The 22,471-nt window shown below is 67.5% G+C and carries 24 protein-coding genes and 2 rRNA genes; 9 read left to right on the plus strand and 17 right to left on the minus strand.

Going from position 1 to position 22,471, the window contains the following annotated elements; genetic code table 11:
- A 23S ribosomal RNA gene (locus tag Q0599_RS23980) occupies positions 1-857 on the plus strand; the annotation flags it as partial.
- 137 nt (positions 858-994) lie between these two features.
- Positions 995-1,107 (plus strand): 5S ribosomal RNA (gene rrf, locus Q0599_RS23985).
- A gap of 145 nt (positions 1,108-1,252) precedes the next feature.
- Here the strand turns inward: rrf and Q0599_RS23990 are convergent.
- Both Q0599_RS23990 and Q0599_RS23995 read right to left on the minus strand, forming a co-directional pair.
- Positions 1,253-2,944: a long-chain-fatty-acid--CoA ligase gene (locus Q0599_RS23990; protein ID WP_298835220.1), complete on the minus strand. Its 1,692-nt coding sequence runs from the start codon at positions 2,942-2,944 to the stop codon at positions 1,253-1,255.
- A gap of 59 nt (positions 2,945-3,003) precedes the next feature.
- The gene (locus Q0599_RS23995; RefSeq protein WP_298835221.1) at positions 3,004-3,735 is read right to left on the minus strand and encodes a hypothetical protein; all 732 of its coding nucleotides are present in this window, start codon (positions 3,733-3,735) and stop codon (positions 3,004-3,006) included.
- A 147-nt stretch (positions 3,736-3,882) separates the two neighbouring features.
- Between Q0599_RS23995 and Q0599_RS24000 the strand changes: the two genes are divergently transcribed.
- The 3 genes from Q0599_RS24000 to Q0599_RS24010 are packed head-to-tail and all read left to right on the plus strand — an operon-like array spanning position 3,883 to position 6,965.
- Positions 3,883-4,389, plus strand: a complete 507-nt coding sequence (locus Q0599_RS24000; RefSeq protein WP_298835222.1) for a hypothetical protein — start codon at positions 3,883-3,885, stop codon at positions 4,387-4,389.
- A 14-nt stretch (positions 4,390-4,403) separates the two neighbouring features.
- Positions 4,404-6,017, plus strand: coding sequence for a GMC family oxidoreductase (locus Q0599_RS24005; RefSeq protein ID WP_298835223.1), 1,614 nt, complete (start codon positions 4,404-4,406; stop codon positions 6,015-6,017).
- 9 nt (positions 6,018-6,026) lie between these two features.
- On the plus strand, positions 6,027-6,965 hold the full coding sequence (locus Q0599_RS24010; RefSeq protein ID WP_298835224.1) for an alpha/beta fold hydrolase: 939 nt from the start codon (positions 6,027-6,029) through the stop codon (positions 6,963-6,965).
- Here the strand turns inward: Q0599_RS24010 and phhA are convergent.
- Both phhA and hppD read right to left on the minus strand, forming a co-directional pair.
- Positions 6,890-7,777: a phenylalanine 4-monooxygenase gene (phhA, locus tag Q0599_RS24015; protein WP_298835225.1), complete on the minus strand. Its 888-nt coding sequence runs from the start codon at positions 7,775-7,777 to the stop codon at positions 6,890-6,892. The genes Q0599_RS24010 and phhA overlap by 76 nt on opposite strands.
- An 8-nt stretch (positions 7,778-7,785) precedes the next feature.
- Positions 7,786-8,901, minus strand: coding sequence for a 4-hydroxyphenylpyruvate dioxygenase (hppD, locus tag Q0599_RS24020; protein WP_298835226.1), 1,116 nt, complete (start codon positions 8,899-8,901; stop codon positions 7,786-7,788).
- Positions 8,902-9,036: 135 nt separating this feature from the next.
- Between hppD and Q0599_RS24025 the strand changes: the two genes are divergently transcribed.
- Positions 9,037-9,519, plus strand: coding sequence for an Lrp/AsnC family transcriptional regulator (locus Q0599_RS24025; RefSeq protein WP_298835227.1), 483 nt, complete (start codon positions 9,037-9,039; stop codon positions 9,517-9,519).
- 26 nt (positions 9,520-9,545) lie between these two features.
- On the opposite strand, the gene Q0599_RS24030 is transcribed toward Q0599_RS24025, so the two are convergent.
- The 5 genes from Q0599_RS24030 to Q0599_RS24050 form a co-directional block, all read right to left on the minus strand.
- The gene (locus tag Q0599_RS24030) at positions 9,546-10,385 is read right to left on the minus strand and encodes an HDOD domain-containing protein (RefSeq protein WP_298835228.1); all 840 of its coding nucleotides are present in this window, start codon (positions 10,383-10,385) and stop codon (positions 9,546-9,548) included.
- Positions 10,386-10,449: 64 nt separating this feature from the next.
- Positions 10,450-11,460, minus strand: a complete 1,011-nt coding sequence (locus tag Q0599_RS24035) for an ABC transporter substrate-binding protein (RefSeq protein WP_298835229.1) — start codon at positions 11,458-11,460, stop codon at positions 10,450-10,452.
- Positions 11,461-11,472: 12 nt separating this feature from the next.
- On the minus strand, positions 11,473-12,240 hold the full coding sequence (locus Q0599_RS24040) for an ABC transporter permease (RefSeq protein WP_298835230.1): 768 nt from the start codon (positions 12,238-12,240) through the stop codon (positions 11,473-11,475).
- A complete protein-coding gene (locus Q0599_RS24045; RefSeq protein WP_298835231.1) occupies positions 12,237-12,989 on the minus strand; it encodes an ABC transporter ATP-binding protein in 753 nt (250 codons plus the stop codon). The genes Q0599_RS24040 and Q0599_RS24045 overlap by 4 nt, the downstream gene beginning before the upstream one ends.
- Entirely contained in the window at positions 12,986-14,098 is a 1,113-nt protein-coding gene (locus Q0599_RS24050; RefSeq protein WP_298835232.1) for a DUF2855 family protein, read from the minus strand. Before Q0599_RS24050 ends, Q0599_RS24045 begins: the two co-directional genes overlap by 4 nt.
- A 67-nt stretch (positions 14,099-14,165) precedes the next feature.
- Here Q0599_RS24050 and Q0599_RS24055 point away from each other — a divergent pair, with 67 nt between their 5' ends.
- The gene (locus Q0599_RS24055) at positions 14,166-15,020 is read left to right on the plus strand and encodes an aldo/keto reductase (RefSeq protein WP_298835233.1); all 855 of its coding nucleotides are present in this window, start codon (positions 14,166-14,168) and stop codon (positions 15,018-15,020) included.
- 55 nt (positions 15,021-15,075) lie between these two features.
- On the opposite strand, the gene Q0599_RS24060 is transcribed toward Q0599_RS24055, so the two are convergent.
- From Q0599_RS24060 to Q0599_RS24070, 3 genes are all read right to left on the minus strand, one after another.
- Positions 15,076-15,333: a hypothetical protein gene (locus Q0599_RS24060; RefSeq protein ID WP_298835234.1), complete on the minus strand. Its 258-nt coding sequence runs from the start codon at positions 15,331-15,333 to the stop codon at positions 15,076-15,078.
- Positions 15,334-15,369: 36 nt separating this feature from the next.
- Positions 15,370-15,531: a hypothetical protein gene (locus tag Q0599_RS24065; protein WP_298835235.1), complete on the minus strand. Its 162-nt coding sequence runs from the start codon at positions 15,529-15,531 to the stop codon at positions 15,370-15,372.
- A gap of 339 nt (positions 15,532-15,870) precedes the next feature.
- Positions 15,871-16,422 carry a hypothetical protein gene (locus Q0599_RS24070; RefSeq protein WP_298835236.1) on the minus strand — a complete coding sequence of 184 codons (552 nt, stop codon included), beginning with the start codon at positions 16,420-16,422 and terminating at the stop codon, positions 15,871-15,873.
- 70 nt (positions 16,423-16,492) lie between these two features.
- On the opposite strand from Q0599_RS24070, the gene purT reads away from it, so the two are divergent.
- Both purT and Q0599_RS24080 read left to right on the plus strand, forming a co-directional pair.
- Positions 16,493-17,707: a formate-dependent phosphoribosylglycinamide formyltransferase gene (gene purT, locus Q0599_RS24075; RefSeq protein ID WP_298835237.1), complete on the plus strand. Its 1,215-nt coding sequence runs from the start codon at positions 16,493-16,495 to the stop codon at positions 17,705-17,707.
- 30 nt (positions 17,708-17,737) lie between these two features.
- Positions 17,738-18,229 (plus strand): hypothetical protein, encoded by a 492-nt coding sequence (locus Q0599_RS24080; protein WP_298835238.1) that lies wholly within the window; start codon positions 17,738-17,740, stop codon positions 18,227-18,229.
- Between the two features lie 29 nt (positions 18,230-18,258).
- Here the strand turns inward: Q0599_RS24080 and fusA are convergent, their stop codons facing one another.
- The 5 genes from fusA to Q0599_RS24105 form a co-directional block, all read right to left on the minus strand.
- Positions 18,259-20,328 (minus strand): elongation factor G, encoded by a 2,070-nt coding sequence (fusA, locus tag Q0599_RS24085; protein WP_298835239.1) that lies wholly within the window; start codon positions 20,326-20,328, stop codon positions 18,259-18,261.
- A 131-nt stretch (positions 20,329-20,459) separates the two neighbouring features.
- A complete protein-coding gene (locus Q0599_RS24090) occupies positions 20,460-20,783 on the minus strand; it encodes a hypothetical protein (RefSeq protein ID WP_298835240.1) in 324 nt (107 codons plus the stop codon).
- Positions 20,780-21,163 carry a phage holin family protein gene (locus Q0599_RS24095; protein ID WP_298835241.1) on the minus strand — a complete coding sequence of 128 codons (384 nt, stop codon included), beginning with the start codon at positions 21,161-21,163 and terminating at the stop codon, positions 20,780-20,782. Before Q0599_RS24095 ends, Q0599_RS24090 begins: the two co-directional genes overlap by 4 nt.
- 13 nt (positions 21,164-21,176) lie before the next feature.
- On the minus strand, positions 21,177-21,485 hold the full coding sequence (locus Q0599_RS24100) for a YqjD family protein (RefSeq protein WP_298835242.1): 309 nt from the start codon (positions 21,483-21,485) through the stop codon (positions 21,177-21,179).
- Between the two features lie 117 nt (positions 21,486-21,602).
- On the minus strand, positions 21,603-22,250 hold the full coding sequence (locus tag Q0599_RS24105; protein ID WP_298835243.1) for a YHS domain-containing (seleno)protein: 648 nt from the start codon (positions 22,248-22,250) through the stop codon (positions 21,603-21,605).
- Positions 22,251-22,471 lie beyond the last annotated feature (221 nt).

Here is a 22,471-nt window from a genome sequence, read left to right on the forward strand (position 1 = left end):
CGGCTAGACGGAAAGACCCCATGAACCTTTACTGTAGCTTTGCATTGGACTGTGAACAGATCTGTGTAGGATAGGTGGGAGGCTTTGAAGCGGCGCCGCTAGGTGTCGTGGAGCCAACGTTGAAATACCACCCTGGTGTGTTTGAGGTTCTAACCTTGGCCCGTGATCCGGGTTGGGGACAGTGTATGGTGGGCAGTTTGACTGGGGCGGTCTCCTCCCAAAGCGTAACGGAGGAGTTCGAAGGTACGCTAGGCACGGTCGGAAATCGTGCTGATAGTGCATTGGCATAAGCGTGCTTGACTGCGAGACTGACAAGTCGAGCAGGTACGAAAGTAGGACAAAGTGATCCGGTGGTTCTGTATGGAAGGGCCATCGCTCAACGGATAAAAGGTACTCTGGGGATAACAGGCTGATACCGCCCAAGAGTTCATATCGACGGCGGTGTTTGGCACCTCGATGTCGGCTCATCTCATCCTGGGGCTGTAGCCGGTCCCAAGGGTATGGCTGTTCGCCATTTAAAGAGGTACGTGAGCTGGGTTTAAAACGTCGTGAGACAGTTTGGTCCCTATCTTCCGTGGGCGCTGCAAGATTGAGAGAGCCTGCTCCTAGTACGAGAGGACCGGAGTGGACGCACCTCTGGTGTATCGGTTGTCACGCCAGTGGCATTGCCGAGTAGCTATGTGCGGAAGAGATAACCGCTGAAAGCATCTAAGCGGGAAACTCGTCTCAAGATGAGTCTTGCCGGGGCCTTGAGCCCCCTGAAGAGTCGTTCGAGACCAGGACGTTGATAGGCCGGGTGTGGAAGCTGGGTAACCAGTTAAGCTAACCGGTACTAATTGCTCGTGAGGCTTGACCCTATAACTTTGACCGGAGCGTCAAAGTTTGAGTGAGGCCGTTGTGCCGATCTTCAAGGAAGCTTCGGTGTGCAATCAAACTGATTCAGACTCTGCGAATTGGCTGTCTTGCTGAAAATGCAAGTTGGCAACAAGTTAAGCCTGATGACCATAGCGAGGTGGTCCCACTCCTTCCCATCCCGAACAGGACAGTGAAACGCCTCAGCGCCGATGATAGTGCGGATTCCCGTGTGAAAGTAGGACATTGTCAGGCTAATACAAGCAAAGAAGCCCTCGTCATTTGACGGGGGCTTTTTTCATTGATCTTTCGCGGCTCTCAATCCCTTGTCGGTATGCCGATGAGCGACGAAAGGACGTAGATGGACCAAGAGCAAATTAGCCCGAGCGACAATCTACCCCTACCCGCGCAATTCGCGGCGCAAGATCTTCCCCACGTTCGACTTCGGCAGGTCGTCGCGAAACTCGACATGCCGCGGACGCTTGTACGCCGTGAAGTTCTCCCTGCAGTAATCCATCACGTCGGTCTCGGACAGGGCAGGGTCACGTCGCACCACGTACAACTTGACGGCCTCACCCGATTTCTCATCGGGCACGCCCACCGCGGCACACTCCAGCACGCCTGGATGCAGGCTCACCTGCTGCTCAATCTCGTTCGGGTAGACGTTGAAGCCGGACACGAGAATCATGTCCTTCTTGCGGTCGACGATACGAATCGAACCGTCCGGATCCATCACGCCCACATCGCCGGATTTGAAAAAGCCGTCTTCGGTCATGACCTTCGCGGTCTCATCGGGCCGATTCCAGTAGCCTGCCATCACCTGCGGGCCCTTGATGCAGATCTCGCCTGGTAGGCCGACGGCTACATCCCTTCCGTCGTCGTCGCGTATCGCCACCAAGGTCGAAGGCACAGGCAGGCCGATGCTGCCGCTGAACTCGTCGATGTCAAACCGATTGATCGTTGCCACCGGCGAGGTTTCGGACAAGCCATAGCCCTCGACGATCGGACACCCCGTGACCTTCTTCCACTTCACCGCAGTGGCCCGTTGCACCGCCATGCCGCCCCCGTTGGAGATGACCAGGTCCGAGAAGTCCAACCGGGCAAAGTCGGGGTCGTTGGCCAGGGCGTTGAACAAGGTGTTCACAGCCGGGAACATGCTCACGCGGTGGCGCGCCAGGGTCTTCACGAAGCCAGGAATGTCGCGAGGATTGGGGATCAGCAGGCACTTCATGCCGAAGCGCGCACCGAGCATGAAGCAGGCCGTCAGGGCAAAGATGTGATACAGGGGCAGAGCGCAAACCACCGTCAACTGTCGATTCACAGGCAACGTGTCGAGCTTGGGCTGAAACCACGCTTCCGACTGCAGCACGTTCGCCACCACGTTGCGATGGAGCAAAGTCGCCCCCTTCGAAATACCAGTCGTCCCGCCCGTGTACTGCAGAAAGGCGATGTCGTCCGGGCCGATCTCAACACGACGAAGGCTCATCCGCGTCCCTTCAGCCAACGCCATGTTGAAGCGTGTCACCGTGCGCCCTCCATCTAGCGGGAGGTCGAATTCCGGCACCATCTTGCGCACATGGCGCACGGCCAGGTTGACCAACTGACCCTTCCAGAAGCCGAGCAGGTCGCCCATCGCCGCCAGCACGACATGCTTCACCGGTGTCCGGTCGATCACCTCCGCAAGCGTGTGCGCAAAGTTCTCCAACACGACGATGGCCTCGGCCCCGGAGTCCTTCAACTGGTGCCCGAGTTCGCGCGCGGTGTACAGCGGATTGACGTTGACCACCACATAGCCGGCGCGCAACACCGCCGCAATGGCGACCGGGTACTGCAACACGTTGGGCATCATGAGCGCCACGCGCGCGCCACGCGCCAATTGCCTGCTCTGCAACCAGGCACCCAGCGAAGCCGAGAGCTCGTCGAGCTGCGCGAAGCTCAGTTCGCTGTCCATGCACACCGCCGCGCAAGAGCGCGCGTGGTTACGGAAAGCCTCCTCGAGCAGCTGGGTCAGCGAGTTGTAGCGGGTGGGATCAATCTCGGCGGGGACGCCGGGCGGATAGCTCGCGAGCCAGGGGTGGGCGAGGTTGGTCACTGAGCGCTCTCGTGAGTAGGAGTCAAACTAGCGATGCTCGCGGCCGCGGCAAACGGCCGCTATGGTAATTGTCCTAACGGATCGAGCGCGGAGGGCGAGCGCGGAAGTGGCATCTGCGGCCTCGCCTCGAACAGGACCCTGGCCAATCGCCGCTCGCGCTCGCCCACCGTCGACAGGAAAGTGTCGGCTCCGCCCATGTCCTTGAAGGTGTCGAACCCCGTTTCCAAGAACTGCTGGAGAGCGGGCAGACCTGCGGCACGCGCAGGCCCGCGCATGAGGTGGAGCGTCCTGCGCAGGAGCGGCTTGCGCGTGAGCCGGTCGAGCTCGCGACCGATGGTGAGCGTCAGGGCGATCTGTCGCTCGCGAGACGCTTCATCGCCCGTGGCTTGCCAAGCCAGCAGGTAGGACCTGCGATCCACGGGGCGGTCGATCAGCTGCCTCGCCATCGTCGTATCCAGCGTTTCCGACAGCGCATGCAAGCGGGCAAGCACATCCACGGTCTCGACGATCTCCCGAGGAAAGAGTCGGACCAGGGCTGGCACCACGCGCGCAAACTGAGCGTCTCGCTCACTGAAATCCTTGGGCCCGTAGAGTTCGTCGAGGAAGAAGCGCGATGCCGCCGCGTAGCGGGGGCTGGCCAGCAGGTCCGCATAGGTCAGACAGAAGCGTCGCTGCTGATACTCCTTCAGCTTCACCACGGCCAGCGCCAGCAACGGATCAGCGGCCCGCAATTCGCGTTCGCGCGAGACGATGTCGAGTTGCGCAAGGATGGATCGGGCGTCTGCGGGCATCGTTGGCAAGGACTCCACGGTCGAATGTAGCGCCGCGGCCAAGGACTCCATCCACCCCGGTTAGTCGGGCCGCTCTAGCCCCGCCGTGCCGAATGATGCAACACTGCGCGCGGCCGAGAGACGCGTGCGGCCACACCAACCAGGACGATGCAACGACGAACCCTGCTCAAGTTCGGTCTCGGCGCGACAGTGGTTCTTGTCGTCGCCGGCGGCGGAATTGCCTTGCTCCAGCCCGGGGTGTCGAACGGCCGACTCGGCGAAGGAGCCCGTGCCGTCATGCGCGCCATCGCGATCACCGTGCTCGATGGCGCCTTGCCAGCACCCGGGACGGATCGGGAACGTGCACTCGACGAGCACCTCATCCGGCTCGAGGCCACGATCACCGCCTTCCCCGAGTCGACGCGGGGCGAGATCTCGCGATTGCTCGCGCTGCTCGCCAGCGCACCGGGACGAGTTGCGCTGGTCGGCCTGGGAACGCAATGGCCCGACGCCAGCGTCACTCAGGTACACACCGCCCTGCAGGGGTTGCGCCTCTCTTCGCTCGCTCTCAAGCAGCAGGCCTACCACGCGCTGCGTGACCTGACCAACGCGGCCTACTTCTCCGACCCATCAGCCTGGGCGCACATGGGCTACCCCGGCCCGATGGACATCTGAGCGAGGTAAGACACGTGAGCCGATTGCCCGATCCCGTGCGTGAAGGGCTGGCCCGAGGCTGGCGGGTGTTCGGCGGCCGCCAGGCTACGCTGCCCGAGAACATTGGCTGCGATGTCGTCATCGTCGGCAGCGGTGCCGGCGCGGGCATCACCGCCGAGTTGTTGACCCAGGCCGGCTTGTCGGTGGTGCTCGTCGAGGAAGGGCCGCTGCGCAGCAGCACCGACTTCCATCAGCGCGAAAGCGAAGCCTATCCGGCCTTGTATCAGGAGAGCGCGGCACGCAAGACGGCCGACAAGGCGATCAATATCTTGCAGGGCCGCTGTGTCGGAGGCTCGACGACAGTCAACTGGACCAGCTCCTTCCGCACACCGGCGCCGACGCTGGAACATTGGCGGACACACTTCGGCCTCACCGACTTCGGCGCCGAGGCGATGGCACCGTGGTTCCGGCAGGCCGAGCGCCGGCTGAACATCGGGCCCTGGCTGATGGCGCCCAACGACAACAACGAACTGCTGCGCCGGGGCGCCACCGCGCTGGGGATGACTGCGCCGATGATCCAGCGCAATGTCAAGGGCTGCTGGAACCTCGGCTCCTGCGGCATGGGCTGCCCGACCAACGCCAAGCAGTCGATGCTGGTGACGACGATTCCCGCCGCGCTGGAGCGTGGTGCGACATTGCTTGTGCAGACTCGCGCCGAAGCGCTGGAACTGAAGGGCGGCCGTGTCGAGGCGCTGCGCTGCGTGCCGGTGGACTTGGCCGGGCGTCCAGCAGGCGCAGGCGTCGTGCGCATCACGGCCAAGCACTACGTGGTCGCCGGCGGCGCGATCAACTCGCCGGCCCTGCTGCTGCGTTCGGGCGTGCCCGACCCGCATGGTCGGCTTGGACGACGCACCTTCCTGCATCCAGTGGTGATCTCGGCGGCTTTGTTCGACCGTGAGATCGCGGGTTGGGACGGCGCTCCGCAGACCATCTATTCCGACCACTTCCTCGAGACCCAGCCGCTCGACGGCCCGATCGGCTACAAGCTCGAGGCGCCACCCATCCACCCGGTGATCTTTGCCTCCACGCTGCCGGGCTTCGGCCGCGATCAGGCAGACCTGCTGGCTCAGTTTCCGAACACGCATGCCCTCCTCGCACTGATGCGCGATGGCTTTCACGAGCAGTCGCCGGGCGGTCGCGTGGCGCTGCGCTCCGACGGTTCGCCAGTGCTCGACTACCCGTTGAACGAGTTCGTGATGGACGGCGCCCGCCGTGCCTACCTGAGCATGGCCGAGATCCAGTTCGCCGCCGGCGCGCAGGTCGTGCTGCCGGTGCACGAGATGGCACAACGCTACACCTCCTGGAGCCAGGCCCGGCAGGCGATCGCCGAGCTGCCGATGAAGCCGCTGCTTGCCCGAGTGGTCAGCGCGCACGTGATGGGCGGTTGCGGCATGGCAGCCGACGAGCAGCGCGGCGTGGTCCGCTCCGACGGCACGCACTGGCAGGTCGCCAACCTGTCGGTGCACGATGGTTCGATCTTCCCGACCAGCATCGGCGCCAACCCGCAGCTCTCGATCTACGGCATCGTCAATCGCCTTGCCACCGACCTGGCGAAGCGCCTCGCCGGGCGCGACGTGGCGCTCGCGTAGCATCGTCGCATGCTCGCACGCCTGCAGCAGGCCATCACCCTCTCGCTGCTCGCGCTGGCTGCCGCCTGGGCACTGTGGTTTGCGCGCCAGCAGCGCTGGGGTTGGGCGCTGGTCGGTGCCATGCTCGTGCTGTTCGGCTATGCGCTCTTCCTCGGCCTCGAGTTCGTGCTGCTCGCCTGGACGCGCGACGACGACCCTGCGCCCCGCGCCAGCGCCGCCCAACTGCTGCGCGCTTGGTGGGGGGAGGCGCGGTCGGCGCCGCGTGTCTTCTGCTGGCGCCAGCCGTTCCGCTCGCAGGCCCAACCGGACTTCCTCGATGCCGGACATCGCGGCCGCCTCGGCGTGGTGCTGGTGCACGGCTTCGTCTGCAACCGCGGTTTCTGGAACCCGTGGCTCGCGCGCTTTCGCGCGGCCGGCGTGCCCTTCGTCGCCGTGAATCTCGAGCCGGTGTTCGGACGCATCGACGACTACGTGGGCACCGTGGACGATGCGGTTCGGCGCGTGCGCGAAGCCACGGGGCGCGCGCCCCTGGTCGTCGCGCACAGCATGGGCGGACTGGCCGTGCGCGCCTGGCTGTCACGCTGTGTGCAGCGTGACGCGGTCGAGCATGTGGTCACCATCGGGTCGCCGCATGCCGGCACCTGGCTGGCCCGCTTCGGCGTCACGCCCAACAGTTTGCAGATGAGAAGGCGCAACGCCTGGCTCGACGGGCTGCGCGCGGCCGAGCGTGCGCGGGCGGGCCAGTCCCCCTACGCGCAGTTCACCTGCTTCTACAGCCACTGCGACAACATCGTCTTTCCGCCGTCGACCGCAACCCTGCCAGGCGCTGACAACCGGCACGTCCCGGGCAGCGCGCATGTGCACCTGGCCGATCAGCCGGAAGTATTCGCCGAGGTCTGGGCGCGGCTGTCGGCATCGAACTCCGGCTCGCCGGCCACGCGCTTGTAGATCGGTGCGAAGTCCGGTGCGGTCGCCGCGAACAACTGCTCGAAGCTGTCGATGACGAAGTAGCTGGCCTGGTAGCTGTCGATCCTGTAGCGCGTGCGCATGATGCGCTCCAGTTCGAACGGCAGGCGCTGCGGCACGGGGCTGGTGACGCTGTAGCGCAGTTCGCCGGCGGACGACAGGATGCCGGCGCCGTAGGCGCGCAGGCCTGCCGGCGTGGCGATCAGGCCGAACTCCACCGTGTACCAGTACAGCCGCGCCAGGTACTCGCAGGCCTCGAGCCGGCTCGCCTTCAGGCCGCCGGCGCCGTAGGCCTGCATGTAGTCGGCGAACATCGGGTTGAACAGCAGCGGCACGTGGCCAAACAGGTCGTGGAACACGTCGGGTTCGACGACGTAGTCGAACTCCTCCGGCCGGCGGATCCAGCCGGTCACCGGGAAGCGCCGCTGGGCGAGCAGCGCGAAGAATGCCTCCTCGGGAATCAGTCCCGGCACGGCGACCACTTCCCAGCCGGTGGCGCGATGCAGCTTCTCGCTCAGTGCGTCGAAGCGCGGGATGCGATCGGGTGCGCCCAGGTGCCGCACGGCCTCGATGAACTCCTCGCAGGCCAGCCCCGGCAACTGCCTGGCCTGGCGCTCGTAGAGTCGGCGGTAGAGGTCGTGCTCGGTCGCGCTGTAGCGCTCCCAGTGCTGCTCGGAGGTGTAGTCGGCGCGGGCCTGGGCGTAGTCCCCGCGCGGCGGGCGGTCGCCCTGCCCGTAGGTGACCGGCGCGACGCCGAGGTTGACGCCCGAGTGGAAGTCCGGCTGCGTGTTCATGGCGGACCTCAGGCTGCCGTCTGGTCCTGCAACACGCCGCGGCGGATCTGGTCGAGTTCGATGCTCTCGAACAGGGCGCGGAAGTTGCCCTCGCCAAAACCCTCGTCGCCCTTGCGCTGGATGAGCTCGAAGAAGATCGGGCCGATCACCGTCTGCGTGAAGATCTGCAGCAGCAGCTCGTTCGGCGCCCCTTGGTGCGTCGCGCCGTCGATGAGGATGCGCAGGCGTTTAAGCTCGGCGAGGTTCTCGCCGTGATTCGGCAGCCGTTTGTCGACCAGGTCGTAGTAGGTCTCGATGGTGTCCTGGAACTGCACGCCGGCCTGCTTCATGCCGTCCACCGTGCGGTAGATGTCGTTCGTGCCCAGGGCGATGTGCTGGATGCCTTCGCCGTGGTAGAGGTCGAGGTACTCGGCGATCTGGCTCTTGTCGTCGCTGCTCTCGTTGATCGGAATGCGGATCTTGCCGCAGGGGCTGGTCATCGCCTTGCTCTTCAGGCCGGTCAGCTTGCCCTCGATGTCGAAATAGCGCACTTCCTTGAAGTTGAACAGCCGCTCGTAGAACTCTGCCCACTCCTTCATGCGACCACGGTGCACGTTGTGGGTGAGGTGGTCGATGTAGGTGAGGCCGTGGCCCAAGACGGCGGCCTGCGCGTCGCCCAGCGGCACGAAGTCGACGTCCCAGATGCTGATGTTGCCGATCGCGCCGGGCTTGGCGCCATCCTTGCCGTGCCAGCGGTCGACGAAGTAGATCAGGCTGTCGCCGATGCCCTTGATCGCCGGGATGTTCAGTTCCATCGGGCCGGTGCGGTTGTCGAAACCCCAGGCTCCGAGAGACAGCGCGCGTTCGTAGGCCTGCTTCGCGTCCTTGACGCGGAAGGCCATGGCGCAGACGCAGGGGCCGTGCAGACGCGCGAACCGCTGCGCGAACGAATCCGGCTCTGCGTTGACGACGAAATTCACCTCGCCCTGTCGGTACAGCAGCACGTTCTTCGTGCGGTGCCGGGCGATGGCGCGAAAGCCCAGCGTCTCGAACAGCCGACCCAGCGCCGCGGGGTCCGGCGCCGCGTACTCGATGAATTCGAAACCGTCGGTGCCCATCGGGTTGTCCCAGGGGGTGAATTGCATGCGGCGCTCCTGTGTTCGCGGCGTTTTGACCTGCCTCAACGCTGGATCGCACTGTAGAAGCGCCAGGGCGCAGGATTCTTGCAAGTTCACGCGTCGATCTGGCAGTTTGAGCATGAAAACTGCAAAATCTGGCGAATGGAAACCGCCATCCCGCTCGATGCCATCGATCGGCGCATTCTTCGCGCGCTGCAGACCGATGGCCGCGTCACCTACGACGTCTTGGCCGCGCAGGTGAGCCTGTCGCCCTCGGCCACGCTGCGCCGTGTCAAGCGCCTTGAGGAATCCGGCGTGATCGCCAGCTATGTGGCGCTGGTGTCGCCGGAGCGCGTCGGCCTCGGCCTCACCGCCTACCTGAACGTTCGGCTGGAAAAGCACGCCGAGGTGCACAAGCGCAACCCGATGGACCTGTTCCGCGCGGCGGTGCAGACCTGGCCGGAAGTGGTGGAATGCGCCGCGCTGACCGGCGAGATGGACTACCTGCTGCGCGTGGTCGTCGAGGACATGGCGCACTACTCGCGTTTCGTGATGGACACGCTGCTGCGCCACCCCAGCGTGGAGGACTGCAAGACAAGCTTCGTGCTCGACCGCGTGAAGAATACGACCGCGCTGCCGTTGTGAGCGCAGCGCCACACGATCGAGAAGCTTCAGGCCTCGACGCTGCGCACGAGCTGCGGCGCGGCGCCCTGCGACAGGTTGAGCAGCGCAGCAATGTCGGCCACGTCGTCGGGCAGGGCGGCGTTGTCCCACCCCTGCGCGGTGTGGCGTGCCAGGCGCACGGCAAGCAGTACGTTGCGTACCTTGGCCTGCTCGGCGTGGCGATCGTCGGTGATGCGGGCCAGCATCTCGGGCAGCCGCCATGCCCTCATGAGGGCCTGCTGCAGGTCGGCCAGTTCGACATTGAGCAACTGCTTCTGGATCGCCGCAGAGCGCAACGTCGGGTCGGCGCGCTGCGCCGAACGGATCTGCAGCGCCAGCGTCGGCGCGTGACACCACAACAGCATCTCCGCGAAGTCGTGCAGCAGCGCGGCCTCGTGCAGCAGCGGTGCGTCGGGATCCATGCGATGGACCGCGAAGGCCAGCGCGAAGGTGGCGCCGCGGTGGGCGCGTTCGATCACCTCGGCGAGCCCATGAAGGGCCTCGGGCTGTGCCGCCAACGCCTGGTCGACGGTGGGCTGCGGTCCGAAAGCGCGGAAGAACGGCGAGATGCCCATCATCACCAGCGTGGCGGTGACCGTCTCGATGTCGGTGACCATGCGCGCCGGACGGTGCGTCGCCGCGTAGGCCAGCACCTTCAGCGTCATCAGCGGGTCGTGGGACACCATCTCGCCGATGGCGTTGGCGTCGACCGCGTCTTCGTTCTCGCGCATCGCCTCGATGGCTTCGGCGGTCGGAGCGAGTACCGGGATCACGGCACCGCGGAAGTGTTCGGTCCAGGCGGCGAGATCGCGAAGCGGCTGTGTCAGTGAAGCGTTCAGGTCCGGCACGGCGAACCTCAGGGGCAGTGATCGTGCCTCGTTATCGGCTGCCTCCCGCGCGGCTTGAGGCCGGTCATCTGCCGCCGAGCTTCTCCTTCAGGTCCAGTCCGACCTTGCGATTGACGAACTGGAAGGTTGCCACTCTGGACAGATCCACCTCGCCGGTCCTGTACAGACCGGCCCTGACCATCTGCGCGTAGAAATCCCGGATGCGGCCTTCGTTCATGGCACCGATGCCATTCGCCAGCGACTCGCCCGAGTCGACGATGCCCTGCTGCTTCATCAGCGCGACCGAGGCCTCGAGCTCCGCCTCGGTCATCTCGGGGTTGTCCCTGATCATCAGCGCGTTGGCCGCTTCGCGCTTGCCGTACAGGTAGTTCACCCAGCCGAGAATCGACGCGTCCACGAAACGCTGCACCAGGTCGGGCTGGGTCTTCACCGTCTCCAGCCTCGCCTCGATCACCGTCGAATAGGTCGAGAAACCGTGGTCGGCGAGCAGGTGCACCACCGGCTTGAACCGGCCCTGGTTCTCGACGTAGATCGGTTCGGCCACCGAGTAGCCCTGCTGGATCGCCTTCTTGTTGGCCAGGAAGGGGCCGAGGTTGTAGTTGTAGGGCTTGAGCGCCTCGTCCTTGAAGCCGTGCGTCGCCTTCAGCCATTGCCACCAGCTGAACTGGCCGTCCTTGGCAATCAGCGCCACCGATGCGCTCTTCAGTGCCTCGAAGCGTTCGTAGCCCTGGCCGGGGTGCGCGATCAACGCCTGCGGGTCCTTCTGGAACATCGCCGCGACGACGACCGTCGGCACGCCGTTCTTCACGTTGTCGAAGTTGTGCAGCAGGTTGCCGGTCATCAGGAAATGGATGCGTCCGGCCGGCAGCAGTGGTCGGTTGTTGACCTGCGGGCCGCCGGGCCGGATGGTCACGTCCAGTCCGTACTTCCGGTAGGTGCCGTCCGCCAGCGCCTGGTAGAAGCCGCCGTGCGCGGCCTGCGCCTTCCAGTTGGTGGCGAAGATCACCTTGTCCTGCGCGAGGGCGGGGGCCGCGACGAGCGCGGCGGCGAGCAGCATCGAAGCGCGGAGCGGCATGCAGGACATCCTTCAGTCGGCTTGCTCGCTAGCATGCCACCGGCCGAGCAGTGCGCGCGACAGCGCTTCGAAAGACCAGAAGATCAGCACGCCGGTGAGCACGAGCAGCAGCAAGGCGGCGAACATCTTCGGCGTCTCGGTGCGGAAGCTCGCCTCGAGGATGCGCGAGGCCAGCCCGGTTTCGCGGCCGGCCGCGCCGGCGACCATCTCGGCCGTCACCGCGCCGATCAGGCTCAATCCGCCCGACACCTTCAGCCCGGCAACGAAGTAGGGCAGTGCGCTCGGCACCAGGAGCAGCCTCAGCCGCTGCCAGGGCGTGGCGCGATAGAGGCGGTAGAGGTCGCGCAGGTTGGCATCCGCTGAACGCAGGCCGATCACGGTGTTGGACAGGATGGGGAAGAAGGCCACGATCCATGCACACAGCAGCAGTGCGGCGGTGGTGCTCTCGACGTAGATCAGGATCAGCGGCGCGATGGCCACCACCGGCGTGACCTGCAGCACCACGGCGATCGGGAACAGGGCCAACTCGAGCGTGCGAGACAGCGCGAACACCGAGGCGATCAGCACGCCGCCGGCACAGGCCAGTGCGAGCGCGCCGACGGTGATCTTCAGCGTGAACCACCAGCTGCCGGCCAGCGAGCCGAAATTGGCAGAGAGGGTCTGCAGCACCAGCGAGGGCGCCGGCAGCGTGTAATGCGGGATCTGCGCCAGGCGCACCAGCGCCTCCCAGCCGATCAGCGCGGCGAGCAGCGTCAGCGCGGGCAGTGCTCGCTTCGTCATGCATGCGCCGCCTCGAGGGCGCCCGACAAAGCCGCACAGGCCTGCACGAAGGCCGGCGAGCTGCGGAACGCTGCATCGCGCGGGTAGGGCGCATCGATGGCGAGCTCGGCGATCACTCGGCCCGGCCTGGCGCTCATCACCAGCACGCGCTGGCTGAGGAACACCGCCTCGTAGACGCTGTGGGTGACGAACATCACCGCCATCGACTGCGCCAGCCAGGCGGCCAGCAGGTCGGCGTTGAGCTTCTGCCGCGTGATCTCGTCGAGGGCTGCGAACGGCTCGTCGAGCAGCAGCAGCCGCGGCCGCGTGACCAGGGCGCGGGCGATGGACACGCGCATCTTCATGCCGCCGGAGAGCTGGTTCGGGAAGGCCGTGGCGAAGTCCGACAGTCCCACGGTCGCGAGCGCCGATTCGACGCGCCCTCGCGCCGAGGCGCGGCCTTCGCCGACCAGCCGCAGCGGCAGCCAGACGTTGTCGAACACGCTGGCCCAAGGCATCAGCGTCGGCTCCTGGAACACGAAGGCGGTTTGTGCGGTGCCGCCGGCCAGCGCCGGTGCGGCGATGCGGCCGGCACTGACCGTGTCCAGCGCCGCCGCCAGGCGCAGCACCGTGCTCTTCCCGCAACCGGAGGGGCCGAGCAAGGTGACGAACTCGCCCGGTGACACCTGCAGGCCGAGCCCCGCGAGGGCCTGCACGCCGCTGGCGAAGCGCTTGTCGACGCCCTCCAGCACGACCAGCGGCTCGCTCATCGGGCGAGCGTCAACACATGTCCGTCCTGCGGCGCGGCCGTGCCGTCGAGCAGCGCGCGGTAGACCGCTTCCACCGCTTGCGTACCGGCGCCCTCGACGACCTTCAGCCAGGGTGGCTGCGCGCTCGTCACCGGCTTCATGAAAGCGTTCCAGGCCTCGGCCAGGCGCTGCTGCAGGCCGGCCGCGCCCCATTGTTCGATGCGCTTGCTCGCCTGCGCGGGGGCGAAGAACAGGGTCGGTCGCGGGCCGGGCAGGTCGCGGCCGGCGCCCTTGGCGCCGAGCTCGTCCCAGTGCGTGCCGCCCACCGAGCAACTGTAGGCGAGCCTGTCGCCGAAGCCCTCGTGCACGGTGCGGCGCACTCGCGCGCTGCCGCTGAAGTCGACGTAGACGGTCGGCACGGAGGTGTCCAGGCTGGCCATCTCGTCGTAGCTCAGCACGGCGTCGTAGCAGCCGAGCGAGCGCGTGAAGGCCAGGTTGTTCGACGAGGTGAGGCCGATGGTGCGCAGCGCGCCGGCGAGGCCGCGGCGCTGCGCGAGGCAGAAGGCGGTGCCGTAGGCGGTCTTGCTCGAGGCGCTGGACAGCAGCACCTGCTGCGCGCCGAAACCGCCGTTGTCGGCGAGGAAGTCGTCGATCAGGAACGAGGTGGTGAACAGCGGGCGCAGCAGCACCTGCTCCGCCTCGCGATCGGCGCGGTAGCCGGGGTCGGTGCTGCAGCGTGCGTAGTGGTTGTAGATGGTGTGCAGCGCGCGGCGATGCTCCGCGCCGTCGAGGAAGCCGGCCGCGTTGGCGCGCGCCGGCTGCACGATCAACTCGTCGGCGACCGGGAAGTAGCCGTAGAAGCGCTCGCCTTCCTGCACCGACGGATGGCGCGATTCCACCGCGGAGCCGAAGCCCCATACCGGCAGGCAGCCCGTCGACGCGTCACCGCTGGGGAAGAAGTCCCAGTAGCGCATCGCCTCGCCGAAGGCGGCATAGGTGATGTTGTTGGCGGTCAGTGCGAAGCGGTCGATGCGCAGACGCAGCTCGCCTTCGGCGAGAGCTCGCGAGGGGGTTTCGTCCCAGCGCGCCTCGTGAAGGTGCTGGCGGTCGATGAGCAAGCGCAAGGTCATGTCGGACTCCTTCGCGGCGGGCCCGGACGGGCGCCTACCATCGAGTATCGCGTCAGAGGACCGCGCCATGCAGCATGTCAGCTTTCCCGATGGAACCTCCTGCCCCGCGCTCGGGCTCGGCACCTGGCGCATGGGCGAGTCGGCCCGAGCGCGGGCGGCCGAGGTGGCCGCGGTGCGTCTCGCGCTGGAGATCGGATATCGCGTCATCGACACCGCCGAGATGTACGGCGAGGGCGGCGCGGAAGAGGTGGTCGGCGAAGCGCTCGCGCAGGCGCTTCGCGCCGGCACGGTGACGCGCGACGAGGTCTTCGTGGTCAGCAAGGTCTACCCGCACAACGCCAGCCGCGCGGGCGTGCGCGCGGCCTGCGAGCGCAGCCGCCGGCGGCTGGGGCTGGAGCGCATCGACCTCTACCTGCTGCACTGGCGCGGCCAGCACGCCCTTGGCGAGACGGTGGCCAGCTTCGAGGCGTTGCTCGCCGCGGGACACATCGCGCGCTGGGGCGTGAGCAACTTCGATGTCGACGACATGGCGGAGCTGATGCGCGTGCGCGGCGGGGCGGCCTGCGCGGCCAACCAGGTGTATTACTCGGTGGGCGAACGCGGCGCGGGCCACTCGCTGCTGCCCTGGCTGCAGCGGCACGGCATGCCGCTGATGGCCTACTGCCCGATCGACCAGGGCCGGCTGGCGGGCGACGGAGCGCTGGCCGATCTGGCGGCGCGCCACGGCGCCACTGCGTCGCAGCTGGCGCTGGCCTGGGCGATGCAGCAGCACGGCGTGATGGTGATCCCGAAGGCGGTGCGCGAGGCGCATCTGCGCGAGAACTTCGCAGCGGCCTCGCTGCGCCTCGGCGCGGAAGACCTGGGCGCGATAGACGCCCGATTCCCGCCGCCGCGGCACAAGACCTCGCTGGCCATGGTCTGAGAGGGAAGAGGGGCACGCCCCGCAGGACGAGATCTTGCGGGGCGTGCGTTCGGGCTCACAGGCGATTCACGCCGGACAGCCAGCCGACGAGCTGGCCGTCGAGGTAGAGCGCGCCTTCGGGTGCGCCGGCCTCGGCGTAGAACTCCAGCCGCGGGTCGGTGCGCTGCGGCGGCGCTGCCACCGACAGGCGCCGCGCCAGGCGGGCCAGCATGGCGCTGGTGCTGCGCAGGACGCCCGCTGCGGCGTGGCGGGCGAAGGTGGAGGCACTGGGGCGTTCGGCCAGCGGGCTCCAGCGGGTGACTTTCGGGCTCATGGTCGTCTCCAGGGCGCGGTGCGGGCCGCGCGTGATTCAGGGGCTGTGTTGCTGCATCTGCTTCAGTTCGCGCTGCACGGCGCGTTGTCCTTCCTGCCGCGCGAGGCGGCTGCCGGATCGGTGCATGCCGGCGCGGCGGAAGTGGGCGGGCACCACCAGCGGATTGCGGGGCTTGAGGGTCTTCACGGTGATCTTCATGATGGTCGTCTCCTGCGGTGGGCGGCCACGAAGGCCGGAAAGCGCGACGGCCCGGGTGCTTGCGCATCCCGGGCCGTCTGGGCTGGAGCTGGCAAAGGCTCTCAGCCCGGGGCGGTTCCGGTCGGCGCGATGCGCGCGGCGATGTTCCGAAGCAGCGTCGGCGAGGCGACGCGAAGGCGGCGCGTGCAGGCTGCGGCGAGGAACATCGAAGGGGTCATCGGGCGGTGCAACGGGTGCACGGACGGTGGATCGGAGGGTGTCGCCGCGGCCAGGTCCGGCCGCGACTTGCGCGCATGATAAACGATTGATTATCTTTGGCAAGATCCCTTGATCTAGGGATCAACGCTTGCGTTTCAGCGGCGCCACACCGGCCTGCGTGCGCGCCCACAGCTCGGCAGTCTCGTCGTGCGCACCGCCGGCCGGCTGGCCCGGTGCAGGGGTGCGCGGCGGCGCGGGTGGCGGCGACGGCGAAAGCACTTCGCCGAGCAGGTCGAGCAGCCGCGTGCGGGCACGCTGCGGGTGGCGGCGGTAGTAGGTGAGCACGAGACCGACGATGAAGCGCTCGTCGTCGTCCTGCGGCACGTTGTGCGGCGGCTCCTCGGGCGCAGCCGCCGATGCGGCGAGAGCGCCGTGCGGCTGCTCCATCCAGCCCGGCGGCTTGTGGCACAGCACCTCGAACTGGCGAGCCAGCCGCTCGCCGATCTGCCGCGAGCGGCCCTTGATTTGGCTCCAGTAGCTTGGCTGGATCTGCAGGCGCTCGGCGAAGCGGCGTTCGAGCCCGCGCAACGTGGCGGCGTCGGGATGCTTCACGGTCGCCTGCACGAACTCGTCGAAGAGCAGCAGGGTGTTGTCGAGGCGGATCTGGGCGACGTCGCGCGCAGCGGAGGTCATGCCCGAATGATAAAGGGCCGTTGAGCAGGGCCGCGCGAGACAATCCACGCCGACTCCGAAAGGCCCCACGATGACGACGCTCGGTACCCCGCTGTCTCCCACCGCCACCAAGGTCATGCTGCTCGGCAGCGGCGAACTCGGCAAGGAAGTGCTGATCGCGTTGCAGCGGCTCGGCGTCGAGACCATCGCCGTCGACCGCTACGAGAACGCGCCGGGCCAGCAGGTTGCCCATCACGCGCGCACCATCGCGATGAGCGACCCCGAGCAGCTCAGGACGCTGATCGAGGCCGAGCGGCCGATGCTCGTGGTACCCGAGATCGAGGCGATCGCCACGCCGATGCTCGAGCAACTCGAGGCTCAGGGGCGGGTGCGCGTGATCCCGACCGCCCGTGCCGCGCGGCTGACCATGGACCGCGAGGGCATCCGGCGCTTGGCCGCCGAGACGCTGCGCCTGCCGACCAGCCCCTACCGGTTCTGCGACTCGCTGGAGGAACTGCAAGCCGCCATCGACGGCGAGGGCGGTCAGGCCATCGGCTACCCGTGCATCGTCAAGCCGGTGATGAGCAGTTCGGGCAAGGGGCAGAGCAAGATCGACGGTCCGGCCGACGTGCGCAGGGCCTGGGATCACGCGATGGCCGGCGGCCGCGTCGCCAAGGGCCGCGTCATCGTCGAGGGTTTCATCGATTTCGACTACGAGATCACGCTGCTCACCGTGCGCGCGATGGACGAGCGAGGCGGCGTGCAGACGCACTTCTGCGATCCCATCGGGCATGTGCAGGTCAGCGGCGACTACGTCGAGAGCTGGCAACCGCACCCGATGAGCGAGGCCGCGCTGGACCGCGCACGCGGCATCGCCGAGGCGGTCACCGACGACCTCGGCGGCCTCGGCCTGTTCGGCGTGGAGCTGTTCGTGAAGGGCGACCGGGTCTGGTTCAGCGAGGTCTCGCCGCGCCCGCACGACACCGGCATGGTGACGATGGCCACGCAGTGGCAGAACGAGTTCGAACTGCACGCCCGCGCCATCCTCGGCCTGCCGGTGGACGCGTCGCTGAGGAGTCCGGGCGCGAGCGCGGTGATCTACGGCGGCGTCGATGCGAGAGGCATCGTCTTCGACGGTGTCGACGCCGCCCTGCGCATTCCTGGCACCGAGCTGCGCCTGTTCGGCAAGCCCGAGAGTTTCGCCAAGCGCCGCATGGGGGTGGCGCTGGCGCGCCACGAGGATGTGGAGATGGCACGGGTGCGCGCCAAGCAGGCGGCGGCCTGCGTGAAGCCGCGTGCAGCCTGAGGTTGCTCACGTGTCGTTTTCGCTGCAGCCGTGCGGCAATTCATCGCGCTGACGAAGATTGAGCTCGAATTCGCGCGACTGATTGGTTACGCTCCGGGGCACCGACAGAGGGGAGCTTTGATGGGCACGGCAGGTTCAGTGGGCGTCGCGGTGGTCGCACTGCTCGCCGGCGTGGTGATCGGCTGGCTGCTCGCGCGATCGCGCGGCCGGCCCGAACTGTCGGAGCGCCTGGAACGGGCAGAACGTGCCGTGAAGGAAGAATCGGCGCGCGCCCAGTCGGCCGCGGCGGCAGCGCAGGCGAACGCCAGACGGGATGTCGCTGCCCTGCAAGCCGAGATGGCCAGCCGCATCGAGCGGCTCAATGCCGAGCATCGCGCGGAGTCGGAGAAGTTGGCCCGCCATCTCACCGAGGCCTACGACGAGCTCGACAAGATGCGCGTGCGGGCCGATGCCGCGAAGGGCCGCAATCCTCCCGACACGGGCCAGGGCTTCCCGCCCACCATGCCCCTGGGCGACCTGTAGCCAGTCGCCCGCTGGCCCGGACGCGGCCGCTACTCGTCGTCCTTCAGCTTGAACTGGCTGGCGAGCTGCGTCTGCAGCGTCGGCGGCACCGCCTCGTAGTGGCTGAGCTCCAGCGTGTAGCGCCCCTGACCCCCCGTCAGGCCGTTCAGCCGCGCCTGGTAGGCGCTCAGCTCCGACAGCGGTGCCTGGCCATTCACCACCATCGTGCCGCCGGCCAGCGCGCGCGTGCCGCTGACCTGGCCGCGCCGGGCCGAGAGGTCGCCGGTGATGTCGCCCATGGCGCTCTCCGGCGCCGTGATCTCCACCTTGACGATCGGCTCGAGCACGATCGGCCTGGCCTTCAGCACCGCGTCGATGAAGGCCTTGCGGCCGGCCGTGGCGAAGGCGATGTCCTTCGAGTCCACGCTGTGCGACTTGCCGTCGTAGACGATGACGCGCACGTCCTTCACCGGGTAGCCGGCCACCACGCCGGCGTCGAGCGCCTGACGGATGCCCTTCTCCACCGCGGGGATGAACTGGGTCGGGATCGTCCCGCCCTTGACCTGGTCGACGAACTCGAAGCCGGCGCCGCGCGGCAGCGGCTCGATGCGCAGGTAGACCTCGCCGAACTGTCCGGCACCGCCGCTTTGCTTCTTGTGGCGGTGGTGGCCCTCGGCCGGTGTGGTGATGGTCTCGCGGTAGGCGATGCGCGGCGGCCGCGTCGTCACCTCGCACTTGTAGACCTCGGTCATGCGCTCGAGCAGCGTGCGAAGGTGCAGTTCGCCGAGGCCGTAGACGACGGTCTCGTTGGTCACCGCCACATGCTCGACCTTCAGGCAGGGATCCTCGTCCACCAGCTTGGTCAGGATCTCCCACATGCGCTGCTCGTCGCCGCGCCGCTTGGGCTCGATCGCCAGGCCGTGCACCGGCACCGGGAAGGGAAGCGGCTTGAGGTGCAGATGGTCGTCCTCGGCGGCGTCGTGCAGCACCGCATCGAAGTGCATCTCGTCGACCTTGGCCACCGCACAGATGTCGCCCGGCAGGCCGCAGGGCACCTCGACATGCTCCTTGCCCTGCAGCATGAACAGGTGACCCACCTTGAAGGGCTTGCGGCCATCGCCGATGTAGAGCTGGCTGTCCCGGGTCACGGTGCCCTGGTGGATGCGGAAGATGCCCATGCGGCCGACATACGGGTCCACCGTGACCTTGAAGACATGGGCGATGACGTGCCGTGCCGGGTCGGGGGCCGCATGAAGCTCTTTCGCGTCCGCGCCTTCGCCCTTGTAGAACTGCGGCGGGTTGCCCTCGCCCGGGTGCGGCAGCAGCAGCTCGATGACGTCGAGCAACTCGGCCACGCCTGCGCCGGTGCGTGCGGAGACGAAGCAGATCGGAATCAGGTGCCCTTCGCGAAGCGCCTGCTCCAGCGGCGCGTGCAGTTCGCGCGGATCGACGTCCCCGTCGTTGAGGTAGCGGTCGACGAAGGCGGCGTCCACCTCCACCACCTGCTCGACCAGCGCACGGTGCGCGTCGGCCACCGAGCCGAAGTCGCTCTCGCCCGCGGTGTTGAAGAAGCAGTCGACCACGCGGGTGCCGTCGGCCGCGGGAAGGTTCAGCGGCAGGCATTCCTTGCCGAAGGTGGCACGGATCGTCTCCACCAGCGCAGGCAGGTCGACGCCCTGCGCGTCGATCTTGTTGACGACGATGAGGCGATCCAGCCCGCGCTCCCGCGCCCACTCCATCATGCGCGCGCTCATCATCTCGATGCCGGTCGTGGCGTTGATCACCACGGCCGCAGTCTCCACCGCCTCCAGCGCGGTCATCGACTGGCCGACGAAGTCCGGATAGCCCGGCGTGTCGATCAGGTGGATGTGCGTACCATGGTGTTCGATGTGCATCACCGCCGAGTTCAGCGAGTGTTGCGCACGCCGCTCCATCGGATCGAAGTCGCTGACGGTGGTGCCGCGCTCCAGGCTGCCGGGCGCGCCGATGGCGCCGGCCTTGTGCAGCAACGCCTCGGCGAGGCTGGTCTTGCCCGCAGCCGACTGGCCGACCAGCGCCAGCGTGCGGATGCGCTCGATGGCGTGGGTATCGGCGGCGGCAGGGGAGTTGGTGCTGGGCATGACGCGCTCCTTGGTGAGGCGCGTCTCCTGCGCCCGTCCGGGTTGGCTGGAAGTTCGCGCCCAGCGTAAGGGATCGCCGCCCGTGCGGCAATACGGTGTGCCGCTTGGCCCACGGCCCGGGCCGGGCGGGATCAGCGACGTGCCGTCGTCGTCCGCAGCGCCGGAGCGGCCGCCTGCCAGGCGCGCCAGCCCAGCCAGGCCCAGCGCAGCCATGCGCGAGGGCGGCGGCGCGCCACGTAGCGCGCGACCAGCAGGCCGAGCAGCCCGGAGAGGAACAGCCCGGCAGGGTGGTGCAGCAGAGCCCGAGCCTGGGCCACGCGCCGCGCGACGGCGTCCGCGCGGCCGGCCAGCTGGTCGAAGGCGGTCACGGCCTCCCGACGCAGGGCGCGGGAGGCCAGCAAGAGATCCTGCTTGCGCTGCGCGCGCTGCTCGCCGGACGTTGCCGCGGAAGTCACGGCGGCTCGCGGCGGTGCAGGCCGGCCTCGTCGTCACGCAGTTCGCTCAGGCTGGCCGAAAAGGGCCCGTCCGGGTCCGACAGCAGCTGCCGCACGCGCAGCGCAGCGAACAAGCCGAGGCCGAGAAAGACGGCGCAACTCAACGCCAACGCCAGCAGGCGATGGGTATCCCAGAACGCCACCGTCATCCACAACGCCAGGAACACCAGCCCGAATCCGCTCAGCAGGGCCGCGAACACAGCCCAGAAGAGCAAGGCGGTGAGGCGCTCCTTCTCCTCGCGCAACTCGATCGAGAGCAGCTCCAGGCGGATGCGCCCGAGCGCAAACAACGATGCGCCGAGCCGCCGCAGCGAGCCGGTCACCGAATCCGCCGGCGCCATCGCCGCGCGGCGCTCAGCGCCGGCCGATCAGCACGCCGAGCGCCAGCCCCACGGCCGCGGCGGCGCCCACGGCCTGCCAGGGATGCGTGTGCACGTAGTCGTCGGTGGCGCGTGCGGCCTTGCTGGCGCGCTCCACGGCTTCGTGCTGCACGTCGCTGATGCGGTCCTTGGCGGAATCGAGCCGTTCACGAATGCGCGTGCGCAGGGCCTTGATCTCGCCTTCCGCCTTGTTCGTGGTGGCGTTCATCAGCGCGTCGATGTCGTCCATCACCATGCGGAAGTCGGCGTTCAGCTTTTCCTTCGAGACTGCGGTGTCGGTCATGAGCATGCTCCTAAGTGGCGGGAGCCACTTTAGGCTTCCCGCGCGTGGGACAAGGTTGACTTTGCTCAGTCAAGCCCGGATGGAGCCCGTCGCGCCGTCATAAGTTCCCGCCAATGTTCAGCGCTGCGGCACCACCTGCGGCGCGCCCGGCATCACCGGCAGCGTGCCGGCGGCGCGGCGGGCCTCCCATTCGGTCTGCAGTTCCTTGTCGGTCTTATAGTGCGGCACGCGGAAGATCAGACGCTTGATGCGCGTGTACAAGGCCCAGGAGCCGGCCACTTCCTCGTTCCAGTAGCGATGGGCACGCTGCAGATTGAGTTCGGTGTCCATCTCGAACTGGTCGCGCGAGGCCTGGCCGCCGAACACATAGAGCTTGCCGCGATAGATGCGCCAGGTGTTCGGCCCGCCGCCGGCGCCCCAGGGCACGGCGTAATTGATGCCGTTGGCGCAGAAGCCGCCGAATTGCGGCATGTATTTCTCTGGCGACCTGAGGAACTCTGCCTTGTTTGCCTGGCTCGCGAAGCGCCAGGTGACGCCCTTGTGCACCGCCTTGATGGCGGGGTCGCCAGCCAGGGCGGCATTCTGCGTGAAGTAGGCCACCGCGTCGTGGCCGAGCAGCATGAGTTCCTTGTCGGCGCCGTCGCTCAGCGTCCGCCAGGGCCCGTCGTTGGGCGATTCGTTGGCCTGTGCGCCAGCCAGCGGCAGGGCCGGCAGCAGCATGACAACGACAGCGCAGCGGCGCAGCGCGGCAAGCAAGCGTGACAAGGGGCACTCCTGAGTGAGGGTCGTGAAGTATGGCGCGGGTTGTCGATGGCGAGCGCCTTCGTGCCTGCGGGATGCGTTCACGCGGCGCGACCCCGTACAGGGGGCGTCGGGAGCTTGTCCTGCAGATGCGAAGGATGCCCAAGCGTCGCAGGGGCCGAGCACGTGCCATGCTGCCACGGCTATGCATCCGCCCATGTGCCCCACCCACCAGGGCATCAAGG

The sequence above is a fragment of the uncultured Piscinibacter sp. genome, assembly GCF_937952055.1.
Classification (GTDB): domain Bacteria; phylum Pseudomonadota; class Gammaproteobacteria; order Burkholderiales; family Burkholderiaceae_C; genus Piscinibacter.

What these genes read in the sequence shown, in the direction of transcription:
- Q0599_RS23995 (WP_298835221.1), bottom strand. Translation starts at nt 3,735, where the DNA reads ATGCCCGCAGACGCCCGATCCATCCTTGCGCAACTCGACATCGTCTCG.
- Q0599_RS24000 (WP_298835222.1), top strand. Translation starts at nt 3,883, where the DNA reads ATGCAACGACGAACCCTGCTCAAGTTCGGTCTCGGCGCGACAGTGGTT.
- Q0599_RS24010 (WP_298835224.1), top strand. Translation starts at nt 6,027, where the DNA reads ATGCTCGCACGCCTGCAGCAGGCCATCACCCTCTCGCTGCTCGCGCTG.
- phhA (WP_298835225.1), bottom strand. Translation starts at nt 7,777, where the DNA reads ATGAACACGCAGCCGGACTTCCACTCGGGCGTCAACCTCGGCGTCGCG.
- hppD (WP_298835226.1), bottom strand. Translation starts at nt 8,901, where the DNA reads ATGCAATTCACCCCCTGGGACAACCCGATGGGCACCGACGGTTTCGAA.
- Q0599_RS24025 (WP_298835227.1), top strand. Translation starts at nt 9,037, where the DNA reads ATGGAAACCGCCATCCCGCTCGATGCCATCGATCGGCGCATTCTTCGC.
- Q0599_RS24035 (WP_298835229.1), bottom strand. Translation starts at nt 11,460, where the DNA reads ATGCCGCTCCGCGCTTCGATGCTGCTCGCCGCCGCGCTCGTCGCGGCC.
- Q0599_RS24040 (WP_298835230.1), bottom strand. Translation starts at nt 12,240, where the DNA reads ATGACGAAGCGAGCACTGCCCGCGCTGACGCTGCTCGCCGCGCTGATC.
- Q0599_RS24045 (WP_298835231.1), bottom strand. Translation starts at nt 12,989, where the DNA reads ATGAGCGAGCCGCTGGTCGTGCTGGAGGGCGTCGACAAGCGCTTCGCC.
- Q0599_RS24050 (WP_298835232.1), bottom strand. Translation starts at nt 14,098, where the DNA reads ATGACCTTGCGCTTGCTCATCGACCGCCAGCACCTTCACGAGGCGCGC.
- Q0599_RS24055 (WP_298835233.1), top strand. Translation starts at nt 14,166, where the DNA reads ATGCAGCATGTCAGCTTTCCCGATGGAACCTCCTGCCCCGCGCTCGGG.
- Q0599_RS24060 (WP_298835234.1), bottom strand. Translation starts at nt 15,333, where the DNA reads ATGAGCCCGAAAGTCACCCGCTGGAGCCCGCTGGCCGAACGCCCCAGT.
- Q0599_RS24065 (WP_298835235.1), bottom strand. Translation starts at nt 15,531, where the DNA reads ATGAAGATCACCGTGAAGACCCTCAAGCCCCGCAATCCGCTGGTGGTG.
- Q0599_RS24070 (WP_298835236.1), bottom strand. Translation starts at nt 16,422, where the DNA reads ATGACCTCCGCTGCGCGCGACGTCGCCCAGATCCGCCTCGACAACACC.
- purT (WP_298835237.1), top strand. Translation starts at nt 16,493, where the DNA reads ATGACGACGCTCGGTACCCCGCTGTCTCCCACCGCCACCAAGGTCATG.
- fusA (WP_298835239.1), bottom strand. Translation starts at nt 20,328, where the DNA reads ATGCCCAGCACCAACTCCCCTGCCGCCGCCGATACCCACGCCATCGAG.
- Q0599_RS24095 (WP_298835241.1), bottom strand. Translation starts at nt 21,163, where the DNA reads ATGGCGCCGGCGGATTCGGTGACCGGCTCGCTGCGGCGGCTCGGCGCA.
- Q0599_RS24100 (WP_298835242.1), bottom strand. Translation starts at nt 21,485, where the DNA reads ATGACCGACACCGCAGTCTCGAAGGAAAAGCTGAACGCCGACTTCCGC.